Source organism: Arthrobacter methylotrophus (assembly GCF_039539965.1).
Taxonomy (GTDB): Bacteria; Actinomycetota; Actinomycetes; order Actinomycetales; family Micrococcaceae; genus Arthrobacter; species Arthrobacter methylotrophus.
The window spans coordinates 606,323-627,552 of sequence record NZ_BAABED010000001.1; the positions used below are offsets into that span (position 1 = coordinate 606,323).

Annotated in this window: 22 protein-coding genes; 13 read left to right on the plus strand and 9 right to left on the minus strand. The window is 63.8% G+C overall.

The genetic code is table 11. The features are described from left to right. From ABD884_RS03040 to ABD884_RS03060, 5 genes are all read left to right on the plus strand, one after another. Nucleotides 1-1,512, plus strand: a complete 1,512-nt coding sequence (locus ABD884_RS03040; RefSeq protein ID WP_345035929.1) for an FAD-dependent monooxygenase — start codon at nt 1-3, stop codon at nt 1,510-1,512. A 64-nt stretch (nt 1,513-1,576) separates the two neighbouring features. Then, nucleotides 1,577-2,038 (plus strand): FAS1-like dehydratase domain-containing protein, encoded by a 462-nt coding sequence (locus ABD884_RS03045; protein ID WP_345035933.1) that lies wholly within the window; start codon nt 1,577-1,579, stop codon nt 2,036-2,038. Nucleotides 2,039-2,040: 2 nt separating this feature from the next. Then, the gene (locus ABD884_RS03050) at nt 2,041-2,478 is read left to right on the plus strand and encodes a MaoC family dehydratase (RefSeq protein WP_345035935.1); all 438 of its coding nucleotides are present in this window, start codon (nt 2,041-2,043) and stop codon (nt 2,476-2,478) included. Next, complete coding sequence (locus ABD884_RS03055) at nt 2,475-3,797, plus strand: MFS transporter (protein WP_345035942.1); 1,323 nt, start codon at nt 2,475-2,477, stop codon at nt 3,795-3,797. Before ABD884_RS03050 ends, ABD884_RS03055 begins: the two co-directional genes overlap by 4 nt. A gap of 9 nt (nt 3,798-3,806) precedes the next feature. Then, entirely contained in the window at nt 3,807-4,874 is a 1,068-nt protein-coding gene (locus ABD884_RS03060) for a UDP-N-acetylmuramate dehydrogenase (RefSeq protein ID WP_345035946.1), read from the plus strand. Between the two features lie 17 nt (nt 4,875-4,891). Here the strand turns inward: ABD884_RS03060 and ABD884_RS03065 are convergent, their stop codons facing one another. Continuing rightward, nucleotides 4,892-5,362 (minus strand): hypothetical protein, encoded by a 471-nt coding sequence (locus tag ABD884_RS03065; RefSeq protein ID WP_345035949.1) that lies wholly within the window; start codon nt 5,360-5,362, stop codon nt 4,892-4,894. A gap of 110 nt (nt 5,363-5,472) precedes the next feature. Here ABD884_RS03065 and ABD884_RS03070 point away from each other — a divergent pair, with 110 nt between their 5' ends. Further along, complete coding sequence (locus ABD884_RS03070) at nt 5,473-6,606, plus strand: winged helix DNA-binding domain-containing protein (RefSeq protein WP_345035953.1); 1,134 nt, start codon at nt 5,473-5,475, stop codon at nt 6,604-6,606. 70 nt (nt 6,607-6,676) lie between these two features. On the opposite strand, the gene asd is transcribed toward ABD884_RS03070, so the two are convergent. The 8 genes from asd to ABD884_RS03110 form a co-directional block, all read right to left on the minus strand. After that, the gene (asd, locus tag ABD884_RS03075) at nt 6,677-7,831 is read right to left on the minus strand and encodes an aspartate-semialdehyde dehydrogenase (protein WP_345035957.1); all 1,155 of its coding nucleotides are present in this window, start codon (nt 7,829-7,831) and stop codon (nt 6,677-6,679) included. Nucleotides 7,832-7,942: 111 nt separating this feature from the next. After that, a complete protein-coding gene (locus ABD884_RS03080) occupies nt 7,943-8,167 on the minus strand; it encodes an NF038396 family protein (protein ID WP_345035960.1) in 225 nt (74 codons plus the stop codon). Nucleotides 8,168-8,169: 2 nt separating this feature from the next. Next, nucleotides 8,170-8,754, minus strand: coding sequence for a dihydrofolate reductase (locus ABD884_RS03085; protein ID WP_345035965.1), 585 nt, complete (start codon nt 8,752-8,754; stop codon nt 8,170-8,172). After that, the gene (locus tag ABD884_RS03090; RefSeq protein WP_345035970.1) at nt 8,751-9,554 is read right to left on the minus strand and encodes a thymidylate synthase; all 804 of its coding nucleotides are present in this window, start codon (nt 9,552-9,554) and stop codon (nt 8,751-8,753) included. The genes ABD884_RS03085 and ABD884_RS03090 overlap by 4 nt, the downstream gene beginning before the upstream one ends. An 18-nt stretch (nt 9,555-9,572) precedes the next feature. Then, nucleotides 9,573-10,541, minus strand: a complete 969-nt coding sequence (locus ABD884_RS03095) for an NUDIX hydrolase (RefSeq protein ID WP_345035975.1) — start codon at nt 10,539-10,541, stop codon at nt 9,573-9,575. A 10-nt stretch (nt 10,542-10,551) separates the two neighbouring features. Then, entirely contained in the window at nt 10,552-12,801 is a 2,250-nt protein-coding gene (locus ABD884_RS03100) for an RNA degradosome polyphosphate kinase (RefSeq protein ID WP_028265137.1), read from the minus strand. A 102-nt stretch (nt 12,802-12,903) separates the two neighbouring features. Continuing rightward, complete coding sequence (mshD, locus tag ABD884_RS03105) at nt 12,904-13,875, minus strand: mycothiol synthase (RefSeq protein ID WP_345035985.1); 972 nt, start codon at nt 13,873-13,875, stop codon at nt 12,904-12,906. Between the two features lie 237 nt (nt 13,876-14,112). After that, a complete protein-coding gene (locus ABD884_RS03110; RefSeq protein ID WP_345035989.1) occupies nt 14,113-14,811 on the minus strand; it encodes a winged helix-turn-helix transcriptional regulator in 699 nt (232 codons plus the stop codon). A gap of 253 nt (nt 14,812-15,064) precedes the next feature. On the opposite strand from ABD884_RS03110, the gene ABD884_RS03115 reads away from it, so the two are divergent. The 7 genes from ABD884_RS03115 to ABD884_RS03145 all read left to right on the plus strand — a co-directional run bounded on the left by ABD884_RS03115 (nt 15,065) and on the right by ABD884_RS03145 (nt 21,195). Beyond that, complete coding sequence (locus ABD884_RS03115) at nt 15,065-15,799, plus strand: permease (RefSeq protein ID WP_345035993.1); 735 nt, start codon at nt 15,065-15,067, stop codon at nt 15,797-15,799. 166 nt (nt 15,800-15,965) lie between these two features. Then, a complete protein-coding gene (locus ABD884_RS03120; protein ID WP_345035996.1) occupies nt 15,966-16,565 on the plus strand; it encodes a nitrobindin family protein in 600 nt (199 codons plus the stop codon). Nucleotides 16,566-16,678: 113 nt separating this feature from the next. Further along, nucleotides 16,679-17,401 carry a flavodoxin family protein gene (locus ABD884_RS03125; protein ID WP_345036001.1) on the plus strand — a complete coding sequence of 241 codons (723 nt, stop codon included), beginning with the start codon at nt 16,679-16,681 and terminating at the stop codon, nt 17,399-17,401. Between the two features lie 22 nt (nt 17,402-17,423). Next, on the plus strand, nt 17,424-18,509 hold the full coding sequence (gene ygfZ / locus ABD884_RS03130) for a CAF17-like 4Fe-4S cluster assembly/insertion protein YgfZ (RefSeq protein ID WP_345036005.1): 1,086 nt from the start codon (nt 17,424-17,426) through the stop codon (nt 18,507-18,509). After that, the gene (locus ABD884_RS03135) at nt 18,506-18,916 is read left to right on the plus strand and encodes an ankyrin repeat domain-containing protein (RefSeq protein ID WP_345036010.1); all 411 of its coding nucleotides are present in this window, start codon (nt 18,506-18,508) and stop codon (nt 18,914-18,916) included. Before ygfZ ends, ABD884_RS03135 begins: the two co-directional genes overlap by 4 nt. Nucleotides 18,917-19,023: 107 nt before the next feature. Further along, nucleotides 19,024-19,584 carry a PadR family transcriptional regulator gene (locus ABD884_RS03140; RefSeq protein WP_345036023.1) on the plus strand — a complete coding sequence of 187 codons (561 nt, stop codon included), beginning with the start codon at nt 19,024-19,026 and terminating at the stop codon, nt 19,582-19,584. A 66-nt stretch (nt 19,585-19,650) separates the two neighbouring features. Continuing rightward, nucleotides 19,651-21,195 (plus strand): DHA2 family efflux MFS transporter permease subunit, encoded by a 1,545-nt coding sequence (locus ABD884_RS03145; RefSeq protein ID WP_345036032.1) that lies wholly within the window; start codon nt 19,651-19,653, stop codon nt 21,193-21,195. The last annotated feature ends 35 nt before the right edge of the window (nt 21,196-21,230 follow it).

The window sequence follows — 21,230 nt, forward strand, 5'->3', positions numbered from 1 at the left end:
TTGACTCCGGAGGTGGTGATCGCCGGAGGTGGTCCCACCGGACTGATGCTTGCGGCTGAGCTGGCGCTGGCGGGGGTTGACGCCGTCATCGTCGAGCGGCGTGCCAGCCAGGACCTTGCCGGTTCGCGCGCAGGCGGTCTGCACGCACGCACCATTGAGGTCCTCGACCAGCGTGGAATCGCTGATCGATTCCTCGCGGAAGGAAAGACCGCGCAGGTCGCGGGATTCGCCAAGGTCTCTTTGGACATCAGCGACTTTCCCACCCGGCACAACTACGGACTTGGGCTGTGGCAGAACCACATCGAGCGCATCCTTGCCGACTGGGTCCGCGAGTTGGGGGTAACGATCCACTATGGACACGAGGTGACGAGGTTTGTGCAGGACGCGACCGGCGTCGACGTCGAACTCGCAACCGGCCAGCGGCTGCGGGCACAGTATCTCGTGGGGTGCGACGGCGGCCGGAGCCTGATACGCAAGGCGGCCGGAATCGAGTTCCCGGGGTGGGATCCGACCACCAGCGCCCTGATCGCCCAGGTCGAGATGGCCGAGGAGCCGCCATTGGGTATCCACCGCGATGCGTTTGGCATCCATTCCTTCGGCAGGTTGGAGTACGAGATCCGCGACGGCCAGGTGGTCTACAAGGATCATGGGCCGGTGGGGGTCATGGTGACCGAAGAGCATATCGGCCCCCCGAGCGATCCGACCCTGCGCGATCCGACCCTGCGCGATCTGAGTGAAGCGCTCATCGCGGTGTGCGGGACCGATTACGGGGTCCATAACCACACCTGGATTTCCAGGTTTACCGATATGACGCGGCAAGCGGCGGCCTACTGGGACAAGCGGGTCCTCCTGGCCGGCGACGCCGCGCACGTGCACGCCCCGGACGGAGGGCAGGGGCTCAACATCGGCGTGCAGGATGCGGTGAACCTGGGATGGAAGCTGGCCCAGGTGGTCAAGCGGACATCGCCGGAAAGCCTCCTGGACACTTACCATGCAGAGCGTCATCCGGTGGCTGCCCGCGTGCTGCGCAACACCATGGCGAGTGTGGCGCTTCGCCGCCCGGACGAACGCACGAAGGCCGTGGGCGAGCTCATGGCCGAGCTCCTGAGTATGGAGGAGCCGCGCAGGCATTTCGCCGCGATGATGTCCGGCCTCGACATCCACTACGACCTCGGCGAAGGACACCCGCAGCTCGGGCGCCGCATGCCCGATCTCGACGTCGTCACCGCCGACGGTCCGCGGCGGGTCTTCACCCTCCTGCACGATGCCCGGCCGGTGCTGCTCAACCTCGGCGAGCCCGGTAGCATCGACATCACTCCCTGGTCAGATCGGGTTGAGTTGATCGACGCCACATACGCTGGGACATGGGAGCTCCCCGTGCTCGGGGTGGTCACTGTTCCTACCGCCGTGTTAATCCGGCCCGACGGATATGTGGCCTGGGTGGACGACCCGGCCCGGCGGGGCCTCGCAGATGCGCTCACCACGTGGTTCGGGCCACCCACAGTGGCGTAGCGCACCGGCTTCCACCCTCATTCCGTGCATGAGAGGACCGGCCGCAGGCCGATAGGGTTGGAGCATGACTATTAACCCCGACTTGCAGGGCCGCAGCTACCCTGCCGCAGAGGTGTACGACGTCGGCCGCGAAAAGATCCGGGAGTTCGCCCGGGCCGTGAAGGCAACCCACCCGGCCCATTTCGACGTCGATGCCGCCAAGGCCCTTGGCCACGGCGATCTCGTCGCCCCACCCACCTTCGCCATCATCGTTGCCCAAAGGGCGGATGCCCGGCTGATTGAGGATCCCGATTCAGGGATTGATTTCAGCCGCGTCGTACACGCCGAGCAGCGTTTCACGCACCACCGCGCCATCGTTGCCGGGGACCAGCTGCGCGCCGAACTGCATGTCGACGGCGTCCGGGCCATGGGCGGCGGGGCCATGATCACCACGCGTTCGGAAATCTTCGCGGTCCGCCAGGACAACCAGCGCGAAAGGGTCGCCACCACCACCTCGTCCATCCTGGTCCGCGGAGAGGGACAGTAACCATGAGCTTGAAACTTGAAGAACTCACCGTCGGGCAGGAAATCGGAAGCAGCAGCATCGAGGTCACCCGCCAGGACCTTGTCAGGTACGCGGGCGCATCGGGCGACTTCAACCCGATCCACTGGAACGAAGCCTTCGCCACCGGCGTCGAACTTCCCGGAGTGATCGCCCACGGTATGTTCACGATGGGCGCCGCCGTGCAACTGGTGAGTGACTGGGCTGGCGACCCTGCCGCCGTCGTCGACTACCAGACGCGCTTCACCAAACCGGTGCTGGTTGCCGACACCACCGGTACCGGCGAGCCTGGTGCCGTGATCGAGGTTGCCGGCGTGGTGGGAGCGCTCGACGCCGAAGCACGCACCGCGCGTATCGACCTGACCGTCACCTGTGCCGGCCAGAAGGTCCTCATGAAGTCCCAAGCCGTTGTGAAGCTGGCTTGAACCGGCGGCAACAGCCAGCACCTCGCGCCACCGCGGCGGACCTGTCGCGGTGGCGCAATGCTGTGGTGACCGCTTACGGCGCCAGCGGCCTGGCCTTCGCTTCCTGGGTGTCGCGGTTGCCCGCGATCCGCAGCGAGCTGAACCTGACGCCCGGCACGGTTGGCCTCCTACTGATGTGCATGACCGTTGCCTCGTTCCTCTCGGTGTCCGCATCCGGGGTGATCGTCATCCGGCTGGGATCACGCCTGACCACGCGGATCGGCGGTGCCATGGTGGGCCTCGGCCTGGCCGTTGCAGGTTTTGGCACGTCCGTGCTAGCAAATCCAGTGGTCGTGGCAATCGGATTCATGGTGATCGGCCTTGGCACGGCCAGCTGGAACACAGCGTCCAATGTCGAGGGAGCATCGCTGGAACGCGCCCTCGAGCGGCACATCATGCCCCGCCTCCACGGATCCTTCAGCCTTGGCACCGTTGCGGGCGCAGGACTCGGTGCTTGGGCAGCTTCCGCGGGACTGCCGGTTTTCTGGCATTTCGCCGCGGCCGGCATCGTGGTCGCGGGTTCGGTGGTGACTGCGGCAGCTTGGTTCCGCGCGGACTCAACGCCAGTAGCACCAGCAAAGACTCTCAAACCCGCAAAGACGGACACCTTCGACGGTCCTTCAACCGGCCCTTTGCCTATTATCGAGCCAGGTGAACTGACACCGGCTGAACCGCTGGACAGCAAGCGCATGGTTGCCCGGGCATGGCGCGAACGCCGTACCCTCATGCTCGGGCTGCTGGTCTTGGGGCTGGCCCTGGCAGAAGGCGCAGCGGGGGACTGGGTGGCCTTGGCGTTGGCCGACGGCCACGGTCAATCCGATGCCGCCGGAGCTGTGGGGTATGGAATCTTCGTGACGTTCATGACGGTGGGCCGTTTTGCCGGGACCGTGGTTCTGGACCGCTTCGGCCGTGTTCCCGTGATGCGTTGGTGTTCCGCTACGGCTGTGGTCGGCCTGGCACTCTTTGTCTTCGCGCCTGTGCCCTGGCTGGCCTTTGTTGCCCTCGCGATTTGGGGGCTTGGTGCCTCGTTGGGTTTCCCGGTGGGCATGTCCGCCGCTGCGGACGACCCCGCGCATGCTGCGGCCCGGGTTTCGGTGGTCGCCACAATCGGGTACGGGGCTTTCCTTTGCGGACCGCCCCTGTTGGGTTTGTTGGCGGAGCGCTTCGGCATCCTCCACTCCTTGCTCGCCGTCCTGATCCTGCTCCTCGCGAGCTTTTTCCTGGCACCTGTCTCGCGGAAGCGCGCTCCGGAGTCCGTGGCAGCAGGCAATCCCCGCTAGGCTTGATTGGTGACCCAGACGATGCTCTCCGAACTGACCACGGCCGCCGTGGGTGGCCCTGCCGGCACCTTTGTGGAGGCCCGCACCGAGGCGGAAATCATCGACGCCGTCCGTTCGGCGGATGCCGCGGGCGAGAAGTTGCTCATCATCGGTGGAGGTTCCAATCTGCTGATTTCCGACGCCGGATACCCGGGCACCGTACTCAAGATCGCTTCGCAGGGATTCGCCGTCAACTCCGAAGACAGCTGCGGCGGCGTCTCGGTAGCGGTCCAAGCTGGGCACAACTGGGATGCCTTCGTCGAGCATTCCGTACTGCACGCATGGTCCGGGCTGGAGGCGCTCTCGGGGATCCCGGGAGCCACGGGTGCCACTCCGGTACAGAACGTGGGCGCGTACGGTGCCGACGTCTCCCAGACCATCGCGGCCGTCCGTACGTGGGACCGCGAACGTAACGCCGTGCAGACCTTCACCAACTCCGAGCTCACGTTCGGCTACCGGGATTCCATCCTCAAGCAGACCACGGTCGAGGGCTCGCCCCGCTACGTGGTGTTGACGATTGAGTTCCAGTTGCCGCTCGGACGCATGAGCGCGCCTATCCGCTATGCAGAGCTTGCCCGGTCATTGGGAGTCGAGACGGGGAAGCGTGCGTATTCCAACGATGTCCGGCGTGAAGTCCTGCGGCTCCGCGCTTCCAAGGGCATGGTCCTGGACGCTACGGACAGGGATACGTACTCGACGGGTTCATTCTTCACCAACCCGATTGTTCCGGCCGCTGCGGCTGCGTCCTTGCCGGAGGAGGCGCCGCAGTACCCGGCCGGGAGCGATGGCCTGGTCAAGCTTTCTGCGGCGTGGCTGATCGATCAGGCGGGATTCGGCAAAGGCTTCGGACTCGATCCCGCGAGCGTGTCAGGCGGCCGTGCCTCGCTGTCCACCAAACACACCTTGGCCATCACCAATAGGGGAGGAGCCCGCGCGGAGGACATCGTGGCGATCGCGCGCGAGGTGCGCCGCGGCGTCGTCGAGCGCTTCGGCATTGAACTGCACCCGGAACCTGTGCTGATCGGCGTTTCGCTCTAGGGAAGCTATGGCGCGCTTCAGCGCTTTCCGGTGGGAAGGACTTTGTTGAGCAGCAGGAACGTTAGTCCGCAGCTTGATGCCCCCAGCAGGAAGATCTGGCTGAATGCGATGCTCTGCGGGGACGGACCGCTCGGCGAAATCCAGCCTGCGGCGGCGAAGCCCATGACCCCGAGGAGCATGACGACGGCGGCGAGCAGGAAGCTGCGCACCTGATCCGAGGCGCCTGTCTGGAACACCGATTCAGGATCGTCCATCTGCAGGTGGGACGACGGCTGGCATGCAGCCGCAAGGCCAAGCAAGATCGCGGCTGCGCCGGTGGCGCCCAGTCCCACCTCTTGGACGGTCTGCATCGACGGTGACAATCGCACTCCCGCGCCGACTGCGATTGCCAAGCCACAGACAAGCCCGACGGCGGCGGCGCACCAACCAGCGGCTGCTAACCGCCGGCTAAGCGGCCGCAGCAGCGGACCCAACTCACCGAACAGCATTCCCTTAGCGTAGGAGCACCTGCTGGAAGGCCCCTGTGAGCGGGATGGGAGTTCCGCTTGCTTGGCATTGAGGACCAAAGCTGTCCGCTTTGCCGTCCTATGATGGGGCCATGGGAGCCTCGGCAAAGATCCGTGTAACGCCCAAAGTCATGGGCAGACTGCGCCTTGCCAGCCAGGGATTGCTCGGCGGCTTCAACAGCGTGGAGGAATGCGTGTCCGCGATGGGCGCCATGCAGGCTCAAGACCTTGCATCGGCGTTCTGGGCGGTAGGGCAGCGTGTCTCTGGTGCTGGCCTCTCGAAGGTGTTGGAAGCCTTGGAGAACGGGACGGTGGTCCGGTCATGGCCCATGCGAGGCACGTTGCACCTGGTTCCACCGCAAGACCTGCGTTGGATCCTGGCTATCACCACGGATCGGTCCATGCGTTCTGTTGCCACACGGCACCGGGAGCTCGGCATCGGTGAGGCGGACATTGCCACGTGCCGGGACCTTGCCCTTGAGCGTGTGGCCGGTAGCCCCGGAATGACCCGCGAGGAACTTTTCAAGATCTTCGAAGCCGCCGGCCAAACCACCTCGGCCCAGCGGGGCATCCATTTGCTGTGGATTCTGTGCCAGAACGCCTGGCTGGTCCAGGGACCCCCGGCGGGCGCCGCGGGCAAGGCACTTGGACAACAGCTGTTCGTGTCCTTCGACGAATGGATTCCGGAATCCAAGGTGCTGGACCGTGGGGAGGGGATTGCCGAATTCCTGCTCAGGTATCTACGCAGCCACGGCCCGGCAACGCTCAGCGACTTCGCGTGGTGGACGCAGATCCCCAAGGCCGAGGTCCGGGCGGCCCACGAGGCCATTCGCGGCCAACTCGTTGAGCTCGTCTTCCGGGGAACGTCCTATTGGCTTTCGCCCGCAACAGCGGCCCTGCTTGACGACGGCGTGCCGGGCTCCCGCACGGTCCTCGCTTTGCCGGGATTCGACGAATTCCTCCTGGGGTATACGGACCGCAGCCTCGTCCTCCCCGCCGAGCATTTCCAGAAGGTCGTTCCAGGCGGCAACGGTGTCTTCAAGCGGATGATTGTGTCAGGCGGACAAGTGGTGGGCACGTGGTCCCGCAGCGGCACGGGGTCCGGCGGGACGGGCAGGGGCCCCGGCGTCGAGCTCGAACCGTTCACCCCGGAAGGCCTGGCCCCGGCCGCCCGGCGGTCTTTCGAGCTGCAGGCGGCGAAGTACTTGAGATTCATGGCGAGTTGACGGGACCCCAAACGTCTCTGGCCCGCCGCCCAGTCGAGGGCGGCGGGCCAGCAGATGCTGCGCAGGACGCCTAGAGGGTACCGGTAGCGATCTTCAACATGCGACGAAGTGGCTCGGCCGCGCCCCAGAGGAGCTGGTCGCCCACGGTGAAGGCGCTGATGTATTCCGGGCCCATCTCGAGCTTGCGGATGCGGCCCACGGGGATTTCCAAAGTGCCGGAGGCGGCCACCGGCGTGAGGTCCGACATGGAGGCTTCCTTGGTATTGGGCACCACCTTGGCCCACTCGTTGTCAGCGTCCAGGAGCTTCTCGATTTCGGCGACGGACAGGTCCTCGCGCAGCTTGAGCGTCAGTGCCTGGGAGTGGGAGCGCATAGCCCCGATGCGGACGCAGAGACCGTCCATGATCACATGGTCTTTGCCCGGCTTGCCGTTGCCGGTGCCGAGGATCTTGTTGGTTTCCACCCCGGCTTTCCACTCTTCCTTGGATTGGCCGTTGCCGAGGTCGGCGTCGATCCAGGGGATCAGGGAACCGGCCAGCGGTACGCCGAACTGGGTGGCGTCGACGCCGGAGCGCTGCGTTGCCAGGACCTTGCGGTCGATTTCCAGGATCGCCGAGGCGGGATCGTCCAGTTCGCTGCTGACTTCGTTGTTGAGGGTGCCGAACTGCTTGAGTAGTTCGCGCATGTGGCGGGCACCGCCACCGGAGGCCGCCTGGTAGGTCATGGAGGTACCCCACTCGACCAGGTTGTTCTTGAACAGGCCGCCGAGGCCCATGAGCATGCAGGAGACCGTGCAATTGCCGCCAATGTAGTCCTTCACGCCGGCAGACAGGCCAGCGTCGATGACATCGCGGTTGATGGGGTCCAGCACAATGATGGAGTCGTCGTTCATGCGCAACGTGGATGCTGCATCGATCCAGAGCCCGTCCCAGCCACGGCCACGGAGCTCGCCGTGGACCTGCTTGGTGTAGTCGCCGCCTTGGGCAGTGACGATGATCGGCAGCTTGGCAAGCGTCTCAAGATCGAACGCGTTCTCGAGCTTGCCCGTACTGCCTTCCGCTGTTCCAGCGAATGACGGCGAGGCACCTCCCGCGTTTGAGGTGGAGAAAAATACCGGGTTGATGTTGGCGAAGTCGCCTTCGTCCTGCATGCGCTGCATCAGGACGGAGCCGACCATGCCACGCCAACCGACCAGTCCAACGGACGGATTAGCTGCTGTAGTCATTGAACTAGTTTAGGCTTTCGCTGCTCCCGGCCGCTCTCGGTTACGTCACGGGGACCCAACTGACTCGCAGTTGTTGTCGTTTTGAGGGCTCATAACGACAACAACTGCGAGTTACTTGGGAAAGTTGTCGGGTTCTTGGAGGATCGCCGCTTTGCGGGCGCGAAGTGCGTAGAACGCGCCGAAAGCGAAGACCTGGGTCACCAGCACCAGGACGATGACCCCCATGATCTTGTTGCCGCCCAAGATCATGGTGAGGCCAATGATCGCGGACAGCAGCGCGAAGAGCGGCAACAACATGTAGCCCAGTACGAACAGGGTCTCAGGTTTCTTCAGCATTCTCAGTCTTCCGTCCGGCGCCACGTGGCGATCCGGTAGTTGGTGCCGTTCTTGGAGGTCAGCCAGCCTTCCGCGGGCTGCGTCGCCACAAGATTCCAGGCCTCGCTGAACTCCGGAGCGAAAGTGTCGCCGTCAATGTCCGCATCGATCACGGTGACTACTGCGATATTCGCGATGTCCATGGACTGCCCGTAGATTTCGCCGCCGCCAATGATCCAAACGTTCTGGCCGCCGGGGGCGAACTGGGACTCGAGAAGGGCGGCGTCAAGGGAGGAGACGACGACGGCGCCGCTCGCTTCGGGCGAGTCCGCCCAGTTCTGTTGCCGGGTCACCACGATATTGGTTCGGCCCGGCAGGGGACGGTACTTTGCAGGGAACGACTCCCAGGTCTTGCGGCCCATGATGACCGGATGCCCGGTTGTTAGCGTGCTGAAGTGCTTCAAGTCTTCGGGGACGTGCCACGGCATGGTCCCGCCCTTGCCGATAACGCCGTTACCGGTCTGTGCCCACACCAAACCGATACCGTTGATTGCTTCCGCGGTCTCACCGGAGGACGCCGACTCCGGGGGAGTTTCGAGAGTGCTCATACTGCCACTGGTGCCTTGATAGAGGGATGGTGCCGGTACCCGACCACGTCGAAATCCTCGAAGGCGTAGTCGAAAATCGAGGAAGGCTTGCGGTTGATGCGCAACTGAGGGTACTCGTAGGGTTCCCGGGAAAGCTGCTCCGTGACTTGCTCGACGTGGTTGTCGTAGACGTGGACATCCCCGCCGGTCCAGACGAAGTCGCCAAGCTCAAGACCCAGCTGCTGGGCCACCATGCAGGTCAGCAATGCGTAGGAGGCGATATTGAAGGGGACGCCCAGGAACATGTCGGCGGAACGCTGGTACAACTGGCACGATAATCTGCCGTCGGCAACGTAGAACTGGAAGAACGCGTGGCACGGCGGCAAGGCCATGTCCTTGATCTCGGATACGTTCCATGCCGAGACGATGTGTCGTCGGGAGTCCGGGTTGGCGGCCAGGTTCTTCATGAGTTCGGCGATCTGGTCAATGTGCCCGCCGTCGGGTGTTGGCCAACTGCGCCACTGCACCCCGTACACCGGACCAAGCTCCCCATCGGCATCTGCCCATTCATCCCAGATGGTGACGCCCTGCTCCTGGAGCCACTTCACGTTGGATTCGCCGCGGAGGAACCACAAGAGTTCCAGCGCCAGCGATTTGAAGTGCACTCGCTTCGTCGTCATGAGCGGGAAACCCTGGCCCAGATCGAAGCGCAGCTGGCGGCCGAAAACGCTCCGCGTGCCGGTACCCGTGCGGTCCGACTTGTGCGTGCCGTTGGCCATGACGTCACGCAGGAGGTCTTCATAGGGGGTTGGGATGCTCACGCAACCAGCTTACTGGAGTCAGTCGTCGAAGGGCTTGATCTGTTCCACAGCTACCACCCGATGGCCGTTTCCATGGGCCACATGGCACACGATCATCTCGCCGGGGGCCAAGTACGGATCTTGCGCAGGCAGGGCCTCGCGAAGCTCCGGGCCCATGTGCTCGCCGAGTGTCTTGAAGATGGTGGGGAGTGCCGGCCTGTGGGTGCACAAGGCAACTCCCCGCTGCTTGTCGAACAAGCCGTCGATGACGGCGGACGTCTTCTTGGGACTCCGCTGGTGATGGTGCTCCGTCAAGGCCTCCACGAGTTTCACCTTGGCCCCGGCCGCCTTGGCGTACGGGGCGATGGTGGAAACGCACCGTGCCCAAGGGCTGCTCACGATCCGGAGGGGCTTCCACACACCCAGCAGCCGTTCCACCGCGAGGGCTTGTCGCAGGCCCGTCACTGCCAGAGGGCGGCTGCCCTCGGCTTTGGTCCAGGAGGACCGTGGCTTGGCTTTGGCGTGGCGCACCAGAATCAGGGGCCAGGTCTCCAACTCATCGTTCAGGTGCGCCTTAGCCAGTGCCTGAAGCGGGGCTACATCGGTGGGGTTGCTCAGGAACCGTCCGGCTTTATCCGGAACTGCCCACATGTAGGCGTCCACTTCCTGACCGTCGGGTTTGATGGTGGATCCGTTGACCTGGGTCGCCCAGTAGTGAACGACCTTCAACCCCGCCGCCACATGGTAATGGGTCGGAGGAAGGGGGATCCCCAAGACAGCCTCGAGGCCGATTTCTTCCCGGGTCTCCCGGACGGCGCACTCCGGGATGGTTTCCCCGGCGTCGAGCTTGCCCTTGGGCCAGGACCAATCGTCATACTTGGGCCGATGGATCAGCAGGACCTCGAGGGCACCCTTGGTGACGCGCCAGGGAACAACCCCGGCGGCCGTGACGGCGATCGGTTCCCCGGGATGGTCGGTTTGGTCCGCAACAGGTGTATCGCTCTTCACCTTTCGCTGCCTACCGCCGGGCAACTGCACGTTGGCGGGACCGGGAGGCAAGAAGCCATGACTGTATGTCCAGCAGCGGCGTGCCGTCTTCGGCCTGGTGGAACCTGGTCCAGTGACCTTGGTTGTCCAGATGCCAGCTGGCCGTGCCCGGGTCCATGTAACGGCGCAGCAAGTCCACGACATCGGCGGTGTCTTCGCGGCTGGCGAGCTGCACCAGTGCTTCGACCCGCCGGTCGAGGTTGCGGTGCATCATGTCCGCGGAGCCGATGTACACCACGGGATCGTTGGCGTTGGCGAAGGCAAACACGCGCGAGTGCTCCAGGAAACGGCCCAGAATCGAGCGGACTGTGATGTTTTCGCTCAGTCCGGGTACTCCGGGACGCAGCGAGCAGATGCCACGCACTATGACATCCACCTTGACGCCCGCCTGCGACGCCCGGTAGAGGGCGTCGATGATGGCCTCGTCCACCATGGAGTTCACCTTGATTTGAACCCTGGCGGCGATTCCCGCGCGAGCGTTGCGGATCTCGGTCTCGATCCTGTCGATCAACCCGGAACGCACCGAGCGCGGCGCCACGAGAAGCCGCTTGAAGGTGGACTTGGGCGCATATCCCGAGAGCTGGTTGAAGAGCTTGGACAGGTCCTCGCCCACCTGCTCATTGGAGGTCAGCAGTCCCAGGTCCTCGTAGTAGCGAGCCGTCCGCGGATGGTAGTTGCCCGTGCCGATATGGCAATACCGCCGGAGGCCATCCACTTCCTGGCGCACAACCAGGGACAACTTGCAATGCGTCTTGAGTCCCACGATGCCGTACACCACATGGACGCCGGCCTGTTCCAGCTTGCGGGCCCAGGAGATGTTGGCCTGCTCGTCGAAACGCGCCTTGATTTCAACGAGGGCCAAGACTTGCTTGCCGGCCTCCGCGGCGTCGATCAGGGCGTCGACGATAGGGGAGTCACCGGACGTGCGGTACAGGGTCTGCTTGATGGCCTGGACCTTGGGGTCGGCGGCGGCTTGCTCCAGGAAGGCCTGGACCGACGTCGAGAACGAGTCGTACGGGTGGTGCAGCAGGATGTCGCGGCGACGCATCGCCGCGAAGACGTTCGCGGCTTTGGACGTCTCGGATTCGTTCAAATACCGCGAGGTGTGCGGCACGTGCTTCGGGTAGTGCAGGTCAGCCCGGTCGATTCCGCTGATGACAGACAAGCCACGAAGGTCCAGCGGTGCGGGAACGGAGTAGACCTCGGATTCCTCGACCCCGAGTTCGCGGACCAGGAGGGCGCGGATGTTCGGGTTGATGTCGGTCGTGACCTCGAGCCTGACGGGCGGGCCGAAGCGCCGGCGCAGGAGTTCCTTTTCAAGCGCTTGCAGGAGGTTCTCGGCGTCGTCCTCTTCAACCTCCACGTCCTCGTTGCGGGTCACGCGGAAGCTGTGGTGCTCCATGACTTCCATGCCGGGGAACAGCTTGTCCAGGTGCACCGCGATGACCTCTTCGAGCGCGATGAAGCGCGCCACCCGGCCCGGGACGGCGCCGGCACGCGGGCCGTCGATTGAGATGAGCCGGGGGAGTTGGTCTGGAACCTTGAGCCGCGCGAACAGTTCCTTGTCGCTCACGGGGTTACGGACAATCACGGCCAAGTTCAGGGATAGGCCGGAGATATACGGGAACGGGTGGGCGGGATCGACGGCGAGGGGGGTGAGGATCGGGAAGACCTTCTCGCCGAACATGACGCTCAAGCGGTTCTGGGCCTCGTCGTCGAGCTCGTCCCAGCGCATGAGGTGGATGTGCTCATAGGCCAAGGCGGGCCGGATCTGCTCGGCAAAAACGCGGGCGTGGCGTTCCTGCAGCTTGCGGGCGGCATCGCCGATCTGTTCAAGGACCTCTATGGGACTCAGCCCGGCAGGAGAGGGCACTGCGAGTCCGGTGGCGATGCGGCGCTTCAAACCGGCAACGCGCACCATGAAGAATTCATCCAGGTTCGAGGCAAAGATGGAGAGGAAGTTGACCCTCTCCAGCAGGAAAAGATCCGGATCTTCTGCGAGCTCAAGAACGCGGGAGTTGAAGGCAAGCCAGCTCAGTTCGCGGTCCAGGAAACGGTCCGGCGAGATGTCGCCTTCCGGCTCAAGGGACGGAGCAAATTCAGGGATGTCGATGCGGTCCTGAGTCGCCCGGGCCGCCGGGACTTCGGAGGAGCCGAAGCGGGGAGGCAAGGTTGCGCCCTTGACCTCGGTTTTGGTGGTTCCGACCGGGTCCGGATTCATCGGGCTCTCCTTTGTTCAGAGCGGGTTTGCTTCAACCCTACTAGGATTCCACGTGCCGGAATCCAAGATGTCCTAGCCTTTCAGATGTGCCTTGGTTCCGGTCTATTTCCGGGTCAACGGCGCATACATGACATCAACGTCCCAACGCACGAATCCGAGCTTTTGGTAAAGGGCGACCGCGGCGGTGTTGTCAGCGTCCACGTACAACATCACGGAATGCAGTTCGTGGCCCTGGAGGTATCTGATCCCGGCGACAGTGAGCGCCTTGCCGAGGCCTAATCCTTGGGCCTCGGGGGTCACGCCTACCACGTAGACCTCTCCGATCGCCGGATGCGGCCCTTGCCGCGGGTGAACCTTGGTCCAGTGGAAGCCGAGCAGTTCCCCCTCCTGGTTCACGGCGAGCAGGAAGCCTGCGGGATCAAACCAGTCCTCGGCCATGCGGGCCTCCAGATCGGCCCGGGTCAGGGACCCCTGTTCGGGGTGATGCGCAAAGGCGGCCCTGTTGGCAGCCAGCCAGGCGGACTCGTCCTGTCCCGGCACGAACGCGCGCAGCGAGACTCCCTCAGGCAGGCCGACGTCGGGCAGTTCCGCGCTGGAGGACATGAGCCGCATCTTCCACAGTTCACGCACCGGGCCGTAGCCGTAGCGGGCGGCGAGGTCCGTCGCGGCCTCGTGGTTCCCATGGGACCAGGCGTTCAGCCCTGCGAGTCCGCGGCCGTCCCGGAGGGAGTCCAACAGCCGGCCCGCGGCACCTTGGTTGCGGTAGCTAGGGTGGACCGCCATTTCCAGGACGCCGGTCCCGTCGTCCGCTTCGACCACGACGGCGATTCCCGCCAGATCCTGGCCGCTTGCGGGATCGGACTGCTCGTCGGGGGCATACAGGGCCAGGGTAAGCACTGAGTGGTCGCCGGCATCGGCCCCGCGCAGCATGACCAGGGTCTGTTCGGACAGTGGGGGGTTGCCGTCAGACTCCTCGGCGGCTGCAGCGAGTGACTTGATGTCTCTCAACAACTCACCATCCGAGGCGCCTTTGACGACGAGGACAGGCCAATTCTCCGGGTGCGCAGGACTCATGCTGCAAGGTTATACTTCTGCAGCCGGTTTGGCGGGATGGATTTTGCAGGCACTCCCGTGGCCGTGTAAGGTCTATAACTCGTCCGGCTTTGCGAAGCGGGATGCAAGGGGGATCCACCAGTGGGGTGGCCGCGATACGTTCGACCCGTATGTCCTCCACTCAAGCCGAAAACGGCAAAGAGAAGGCCCGGACTCGGCGAGTCCGGGCCTTCCTGTCTCTCTTGGGGTTTCAAGGACCTAGGCCTCCGAGAGTTCGTCTTCCGGCAAACGGACCAAGGTCAGCCGGTAGCCGACGTTGCGGACCGTGCTGATCAGGTTTTCGTGGTCCACGCCCAGCTTGGCGCGTAGGCGACGGACGTGGACGTCCACGGTACGCGTGCCGCCGTAGTAGTCGTAGCCCCACACCTCGGTGAGGAGCTGCTGGCGGGTGAAGACCCTGCCCGGATGCTGGGCCAGGTACTTCAAGAGCTCGAACTCCTTGAAGGTCAGGTTGAGCGGCTGCCCGTTCACGCGGGCCGTGTAGCTGGCCTCATCGATGATGACCCCGGCCGCGCGGATTTCGGTGTTGGGTTCCTCTTCGCCGGGGACCGCGCGGGCCATGGCCAGGCGAATACGGGCTTCGACCTCAGCCGGCCCCGCCGAATCGAGGACGATGTCGTCAACGGACCACGCAGAAGAAACGGCAGCCATGCCGCCTTCAGTGAGGATGAGCATCAAGGGCGCGCTCAACCCCGTGGCCTTGAGCAGCTGGGTCAGCGAACGTGCCCCGACCAGGTCCTTGCGGGCATCGAGGAATACGACGTCGGTGGGATCGGTTTCCAGCAAGGCCGTCGGCTCTGCCGGAAGGATGTGGACCCGATGGTTCAAGAGCTCCAAGGCAGGCAGGATGTCTACCGACGAGCCGGTGCTGTTCGTCAGGAGCAGGATGTGCGACATAGTTCCTCCAATGGGCGGTCCGCGCATCATCGGGCGTCTGAACCGGGTTTCCACCGGCCGGCAGCTGCTTATGGGGCGTGGTCCCGTTGTAACGGAAGCGTTGCAACAAGAAGCGCTGTTGACAAACGAGTATACCCAAAGGCCCCTGCAACGTCAGGGATTCGTGTCACCTTCAGCTCCTGTTTGCGACATATTTGTCTCGAATAAGGCAGGATTGGCAGGAGGTTAGAGGCATAGTGAGGTCAGGGGCGCAGTGAAGTCTTGGAGCATCGGGGTGGTCGGCCTCGTGGCGCTCGCGGTTTTCGTGGCCAGCTCTTACGGCCCCACGGGATGGTTGGTTGCCGTCGGGATCCTGGCGTCGGCCGTCGTCGGCGTCGGCTGGCCCCATTTTCTGGCGGTCCCCGCGAAGAAGACGCTCGCCACGGTGATCGGGCTCAGCGGTGCAGGTTCGGCGTTGGCTGCGGGCCTCATCCCGGCCCCCGGATTCCTCGACACAACTCCCGCCTTCATCGGAGCAGGCGTGATCGCCGTGTTCGTCGTGCAATTGATTCGCGGAACCGGTCAAGCCCAGCGGCTCGAATCCACCCTCGGCAGCTGTGCGGGCGTCTTGCTGAGTTGCCTCGGCGCAGGGTGGATCGCTGGTGCGAGGTTCAACGGCATCAAGGAAATGGTGTTGGTTGCCGCGCTGAGTGCAGCAGCCGCCCTTCTCGCAGGCCTGTTGCGCTGGCCGGACCGGGTCGTGGCGCCTTTGGGCATCCTGGCCGCCGGCTTGATAGCGCCATTGGCAGGCTTGGTGTTCTCGGATATTTCGATCATTCCAGCGATCGTCGTGGGCGTCGTCGTCGGCTCGGTCTTGGTGAGCTTCCGTCGGATGGTGACGCTTCGGCTTGGCCGCTTGAATCTCCTGGCTGTCCTGGGAATGGGCGTCGCGCCCGTCTGGGCGGTCGGTGCCCTGTCCTACTTCATCGACAAACTACTCATCTACTAACAGTTAGGATGGCATCATGTCCGTACTTGCATTTGAAATCTTCTTCCTCGTCCTCCTCGGCTTGGCCAGCATCTCGATGGCGTGGTTTGCCGGTTTTGTCGTTTACCGTCTCTTCAAGGGCCAGAAGTAACGCTTCTGTTCCTTCTGGCCCACTGAGGTATCTGTCGTGCCCATCGAAATTCCTTCAGACCTGACTCCCGAACTGGTACCCCTTTCCTGGCTCATTGGTGAGTGGGAAGGCCGGGGACGGCTTGGAAGCGGTGAAGACGACTCGGAACACTTCATCCAGCACGTTTCGTTTACCCACCACGGTCTGCCGTACTTGGAGTACCGTGCCGAAAGCTGGCTCAGCGACGAGGACGGCACCAAGTTGCGCCCACTCACCGTGGAGACAGGCTTCTGGGCGCTGGAGCGGAAAATGCTCGACGCCGACGGAGGCCCGGGCCTGATTCCCGCGGAGATTGTCCCGGTATTGAAAACCGCCGACGACGTCGAGGCCCACCGGAACGCCGATGGCGGGTTCGATATCACGGTGACGATTGCCCATCCGGGTGGTATCAGCGAGCTCTATTACGGCCAAATCAAGGGGCCGCAGATCCACATGACCACTGACATGGTGATGCGCGGGGGACACTCCAAGGAATACACTGCGGCCACACGTATTTTCGGCCTCGTGGATGGCAATCTGTTGTGGCGGTGGGATGTGTCTACGCCGGATAAGTCGTTCGAGGCGCATGCTTCGGCATTCCTGAACAAGCTCTCCTAGGAAGGCCGGCTTCAAGGTCTCGCTGAAGAGGGCTCACTGAGCGTCCCGTGTTCGCGGCTCGAACCACCAGCGGCTCGAACCACCAGCAGCTCAAACCACCGAGGGAGCAGCAAATGAACGGCGCAGCAAAACCTACCGGCTATGACGATCTCAAGGCGGTGTTCTTCAACGGGACGCTCAAGCCGTCCCCGCAAGTGAGCAACACCGACGGGCTCATCGCCATCAGTCGGCGGATCATGGAAAAGCAAGGCGTCAGTACCCGCGTCATCCGCACGGTGGACCATGACATCGCCGCCGGAGTGTATCCGGACATGCGAGAACACGGCTGGGCCACGGATGAATGGCCGGAGCTCTACCCGGCGGTGTTGGAGGCCGACATCGTGGTGGTGGCTGGCCCCATCTGGCTGGGCGACAATTCCTCCCAGACCAAGAAACTCATCGAGCGTCTCTACGCCCATTCGGGCCAGCTGAATAGCAAGGGCCAATGGGCGTACTACCCAAAGGTCGGCGGCTGCCTGATTACCGGCAACGAGGACGGCATCAAGCACTGCGCAATGAACATCCTCTACAGCCTCCAGCACGTCGGTTTCACCATTCCGCCCCAGGCCGATGCCGGGTGGATCGGTGCAGTCGGTCCCGGCCCCAGCTATCTCGACGAAGGATCCGGCGGCCCGGAGAGCGACTTCACCAACCGGAACACCACCTTCATGACCTGGAACCTGCTCCACTACGCCCGGATGCTCAAGGACGCGGGTGGCATTCCGGCCTACGGCAATCTCCCGGATGAATGGAAAGCCGGTACGCGCTTCGATTTTGAAAACCCGGAATACCGCTGAGCCCCAAGGACTTCTACTACATATGACTTACAAGAGCCCCCTTTTGTCGCGCCCCGGAGCTGTAGAAGGCGGCGGCGAGGACTCCGGCGTCGCGGCCCACTACGGCGAGCCCTTGCGGGAACAGCGCGCGCTCGCCGCTGGCACCGCCGTCGTCGATCTTTCCTACCGGGGCGTGGTCACGGTCACCGGGCCGGACCGCCTCAGCTGGCTTAACACCCTGTCCTCGCAGCAACTGACCAATCTCCAGCCAGGCGTCTCGAGCGAACTCCTGCTCCTCACCATCCAGGGCCGCATCGAGTTTGACGCCCGTGTGGTGGACGACGGCGGGACCACCTGGCTGCTGGTCGAGGCAGCCGAGGCTGCCCCGCTGGCGGAGTGGCTCAACAAGATGAAGTTCATGCTGCGCGTCGAGGTGGCTGACGTTTCTGCTGACTGGGCGGTCATCGGCTCAACCAAGGCGGTTGACGCGTGGTCCGGGAGGCTCGTCTGGGTGGATCCCTGGCCCCATGTAGGCGTCGGCGGCTACTCCTACAGTGTGGTGGAGGAGGGCTCCCACCCCGGTCTTGAGCGCCCGTGGTTCGAGTACCTCATTCCCGCCTCTGAGCTTGAAGCGGCCGTGGACGGCATGCCACTTGCCGGTTCTTTGGCCGCGGAGGCGCTCCGCATCGCCGCTTGGCGTCCCCGGCTCGGCGCGGAGACGGACGAGAAGACCATTCCGCACGAGCTCGATCTCCTGCGGACCTCGGTTCACTTGTCCAAGGGCTGCTACAAGGGCCAGGAGACCATCGCCCGCGTTCACAACCTGGGGCATCCGCCCCGGCGGCTCGTCTTCTTGCAACTGGACGGCTCGCAGCACACCCTCCCCGCGGCAGGCAGCGCTGTCCTTTCCGGGGAACGCAAGGTGGGTACGCTGACGTCCGTGGCTCAGCATTACGAAATGGGAGCTGTGGGCTTGGCGCTGATCAAACGGTCCGTCGATCCGCAGGAAGTGCTGACCGTACTGGATGGCGAGGAGCCTTATCCGGCCGCCCAGGAAGTAATCGTAGCGCCCGACGCCGGCCAGGTGGTGGGGCGTCAGTCCGGATTCCTGAAGGGACCCCACCGATGAGCGAAACGACGGGCGCTGAAGCCCGGACAGGTGCCGACGACGAGGCCGTTGCTTTGGCGCACACGTTGTTCGATGCCGCCCGCGAGGGCAACTCCGAGTTCTTGCGCAGCTACCTCCAGGCAGGTGCTCCTGCGGCAATGCGCAATGCTGCCGGCGATTCGCTCCTGATGCTGTCCGCGTACCACGGCCACGTTGAAACCGTTCAGTTGCTGCTTCTCCACGGTGCCGAGGCAAACGTTGCCAACGATCGTGGCCAGACGCCTTTGGCCGGCGCGGTTTTCAAGGGTTACACCGAAGTGGCCCGGGTGCTGCTTGACGCCGGGGCCGATCCCGACGCCGGAGCGCCCACTGCGCGTGAGGCAGCCCAAATGTTTGCCCGTACGGAGATTCTCGAACTGCTCGGATAGGCCAGCCAAGGGCCGCCGGGCTTGGCGTCGTCGCTGGCGGGTAGCTTGCTGTCATATATTCCATGTGGAATAGTTGTTGTGGAATAGTTCGCACGGAAGATCGGGACATGGCACGAACCGCACTGACCCCCCTTGGCGTCGCTGCACTGGCCCTCCTTGTCGAGGCGCCGATGCATCCCTACGAGATGTACCAGCTCCTGATGGCCCGCCATGAAGACCGCTTGGTCAAGGTACGGCCGGGTACCCTTTACCACGCGGTGGGTCGCCTTGAAGAAGCAGCTTTGGTTGAGGCGACAGGAATTGACCGCGCCGGCAACCGGCCCGAGCGAACCACCTACCGAATCACCGAAATCGGCCGCGAAGCATTGACCGAGCGCCTCCAGAACATGCTGGCGGAACCCGTCAACGAATACCCGAGCTTTCCCCACGCGATCGCCGAGGCACATAACCTGCCGTCCGGCGTCGTACTTGAACTACTGGACCACCGCGTGGCGAGCCTGGAAAAGCAACTCGACTTCCTGCTGCGTGGTGAAGAAGCTGTCGCTGCCAAAGCCATCGAGCCTAAATTCTGGATCGACGTCAAATACCAACAATCCATGCTGCGGACGGAAATCGACTGGATACGCAGCTTCCAAAATGATCTCCGCAGCGGGCAGTTGCCATGGTAACCGCCCATCCAACGCATCGTTGCCCAAGAAATCTTGCAAAAAATTCAGCACAGTCAAAGGAATCCCATGGAAAACGTAGCTAGACCGTGGCCCGCACTGTGGTCCCTCGTGGTCGGGTTCTTCATGATCCTGATCGACACCACCATTGTTTCCGTCGCGAACCCACGGATCATGCAGGGCCTGCACACCGACATCAACGCCGTCATCTGGGTGACGAGCGCCTACCTCCTCGCGTACGCCGTGCCCTTGCTGATCACCGGAAGGCTCGGTGACCGCTTTGGGCCCAAGAACCTCTACCTGATAGGCCTCGTAGTCTTCACGCTTGCGTCGTTGTGGTGCGGCCTGTCGGCGGACATCGGAATGCTGATCGGGGCCAGGGTGGTGCAGGGAGTCGGCGCAGCTATGATGACGCCCCAGACCATGGCCGTCATCACCCGGATCTTCCCGCCGGACCGCCGTGGTGCAGCCATGGGCCTCTGGGGAGCCACGGCAGGCATGGCCGTGCTCGTCGGGCCGATCCTCGGCGGTGTGCTGGTTGATGGTCTCGGATGGGAATGGATCTTCTTCGTCAACGTTCCCATCGGCATTGTCGCGTTCGTCCTTGTGACCCGGCTTGTACCGAAGCTGACCACGCACAGCCATAAGTTTGACGTCCCCGGTGTGCTCTTGTCTGCAGCCGGCATGTTCCTGCTGGTGTTCGGCATGCAAGAAGGCCAAAGCTACAAGTGGGGCACCGTGACCGGGCCCGTTACCGTGTGGGGCCTGATCATCTCGGGGTTGGTTGTCTTGGCTGTGTTTGTCTGGTGGCAGTGGCTGTTGGAGCGCCGCGGCGGCGAGCCCTTGCTGCCGCTGGGCCTGTTCAAGGATCGCAACTTCTCCCTGGGCAACACCACCATCATGGCGATGGGCTTCACCATCACCGCGTTTCCGCTGCCCACGATCTTCTACTACCAAGTGGTGCGTGGGCTGTCCCCGACGCAGTCCGCGTTGCTCATGATCCCCATGGCCGTGATCTCCGGCGCGCTGGCCCCCTTCGTGGGCCGGCTGATCGACCGCATCAACCCGCGCTGGTTCGCCGCTTTCGGACTTCTCTGCCTGTCCGGGGCACTGTTCTGGACCGCGACGCTCCTGAAGCCGGACACTCCCATCTGGATGTTCCTGCTCCCCAGCGCCCTCCAGGGTGTGGCCAACGGCTTCATCTGGGGTCCGGTCTCCAACGCCACCACTCGCAACCTCCCACCGCGCCAAGCCGGTGCCGGCTCGGGTGTCTTCAATACGACACGCCAGATCGGGGCGGTGCTGGGATCGGCAGCGATTGCTGCCCTGATCCAGTCCCGGCTCGCGGCTGAGCTGCCCGCGGCTCCCCCTGGGGCCGCCCCGGCCGGCGAAGGGGGATTCACGGGCCAGTTGCCTGAATTCCTGCACGCGGGTTTTTCGACGGCGATGAGCCAGTCGGTCTTGCTGCCTGCTTTCGCGATTCTGCTGGGAGCAGTAGCGGCGTTGATGTTTGGCAAGCCCAAAGCGGTCCAGGGTTGGGGCTCCCCGGCGGCTGCCGGAAGCACCGAGCCCGAGGCCGTATCCCCGGCGGGCGGCAGAGAGGGCATGCGCTAGCCCGCGCGAACTGGCAGACGATGCCCCCAAAATGC

Bases quoted from the DNA above. Each gene is read 5' to 3' on its own strand.
- ABD884_RS03070 (WP_345035953.1), top strand. From the start codon at position 5,473: ATGGGAGCCTCGGCAAAGATCCGTGTAACGCCCAAAGTCATGGGCAGA.
- ABD884_RS03050 (WP_345035935.1), top strand. From the start codon at position 2,041: ATGAGCTTGAAACTTGAAGAACTCACCGTCGGGCAGGAAATCGGAAGC.
- ABD884_RS03110 (WP_345035989.1), bottom strand. From the start codon at position 14,811: ATGTCGCACATCCTGCTCCTGACGAACAGCACCGGCTCGTCGGTAGAC.
- ABD884_RS03145 (WP_345036032.1), top strand. From the start codon at position 19,651: ATGGAAAACGTAGCTAGACCGTGGCCCGCACTGTGGTCCCTCGTGGTC.
- ABD884_RS03080 (WP_345035960.1), bottom strand. From the start codon at position 8,167: ATGCTGAAGAAACCTGAGACCCTGTTCGTACTGGGCTACATGTTGTTG.
- ABD884_RS03125 (WP_345036001.1), top strand. From the start codon at position 16,679: ATGAACGGCGCAGCAAAACCTACCGGCTATGACGATCTCAAGGCGGTG.
- ABD884_RS03100 (WP_028265137.1), bottom strand. From the start codon at position 12,801: ATGAATCCGGACCCGGTCGGAACCACCAAAACCGAGGTCAAGGGCGCA.
- ABD884_RS03045 (WP_345035933.1), top strand. From the start codon at position 1,577: ATGACTATTAACCCCGACTTGCAGGGCCGCAGCTACCCTGCCGCAGAG.
- ygfZ (WP_345036005.1), top strand. From the start codon at position 17,424: ATGACTTACAAGAGCCCCCTTTTGTCGCGCCCCGGAGCTGTAGAAGGC.
- asd (WP_345035957.1), bottom strand. From the start codon at position 7,831: ATGACTACAGCAGCTAATCCGTCCGTTGGACTGGTCGGTTGGCGTGGC.
- ABD884_RS03135 (WP_345036010.1), top strand. From the start codon at position 18,506: ATGAGCGAAACGACGGGCGCTGAAGCCCGGACAGGTGCCGACGACGAG.
- mshD (WP_345035985.1), bottom strand. From the start codon at position 13,875: ATGAGTCCTGCGCACCCGGAGAATTGGCCTGTCCTCGTCGTCAAAGGC.
- ABD884_RS03140 (WP_345036023.1), top strand. From the start codon at position 19,024: ATGGCACGAACCGCACTGACCCCCCTTGGCGTCGCTGCACTGGCCCTC.
- ABD884_RS03065 (WP_345035949.1), bottom strand. From the start codon at position 5,362: ATGCTGTTCGGTGAGTTGGGTCCGCTGCTGCGGCCGCTTAGCCGGCGG.
- ABD884_RS03085 (WP_345035965.1), bottom strand. From the start codon at position 8,754: ATGAGCACTCTCGAAACTCCCCCGGAGTCGGCGTCCTCCGGTGAGACC.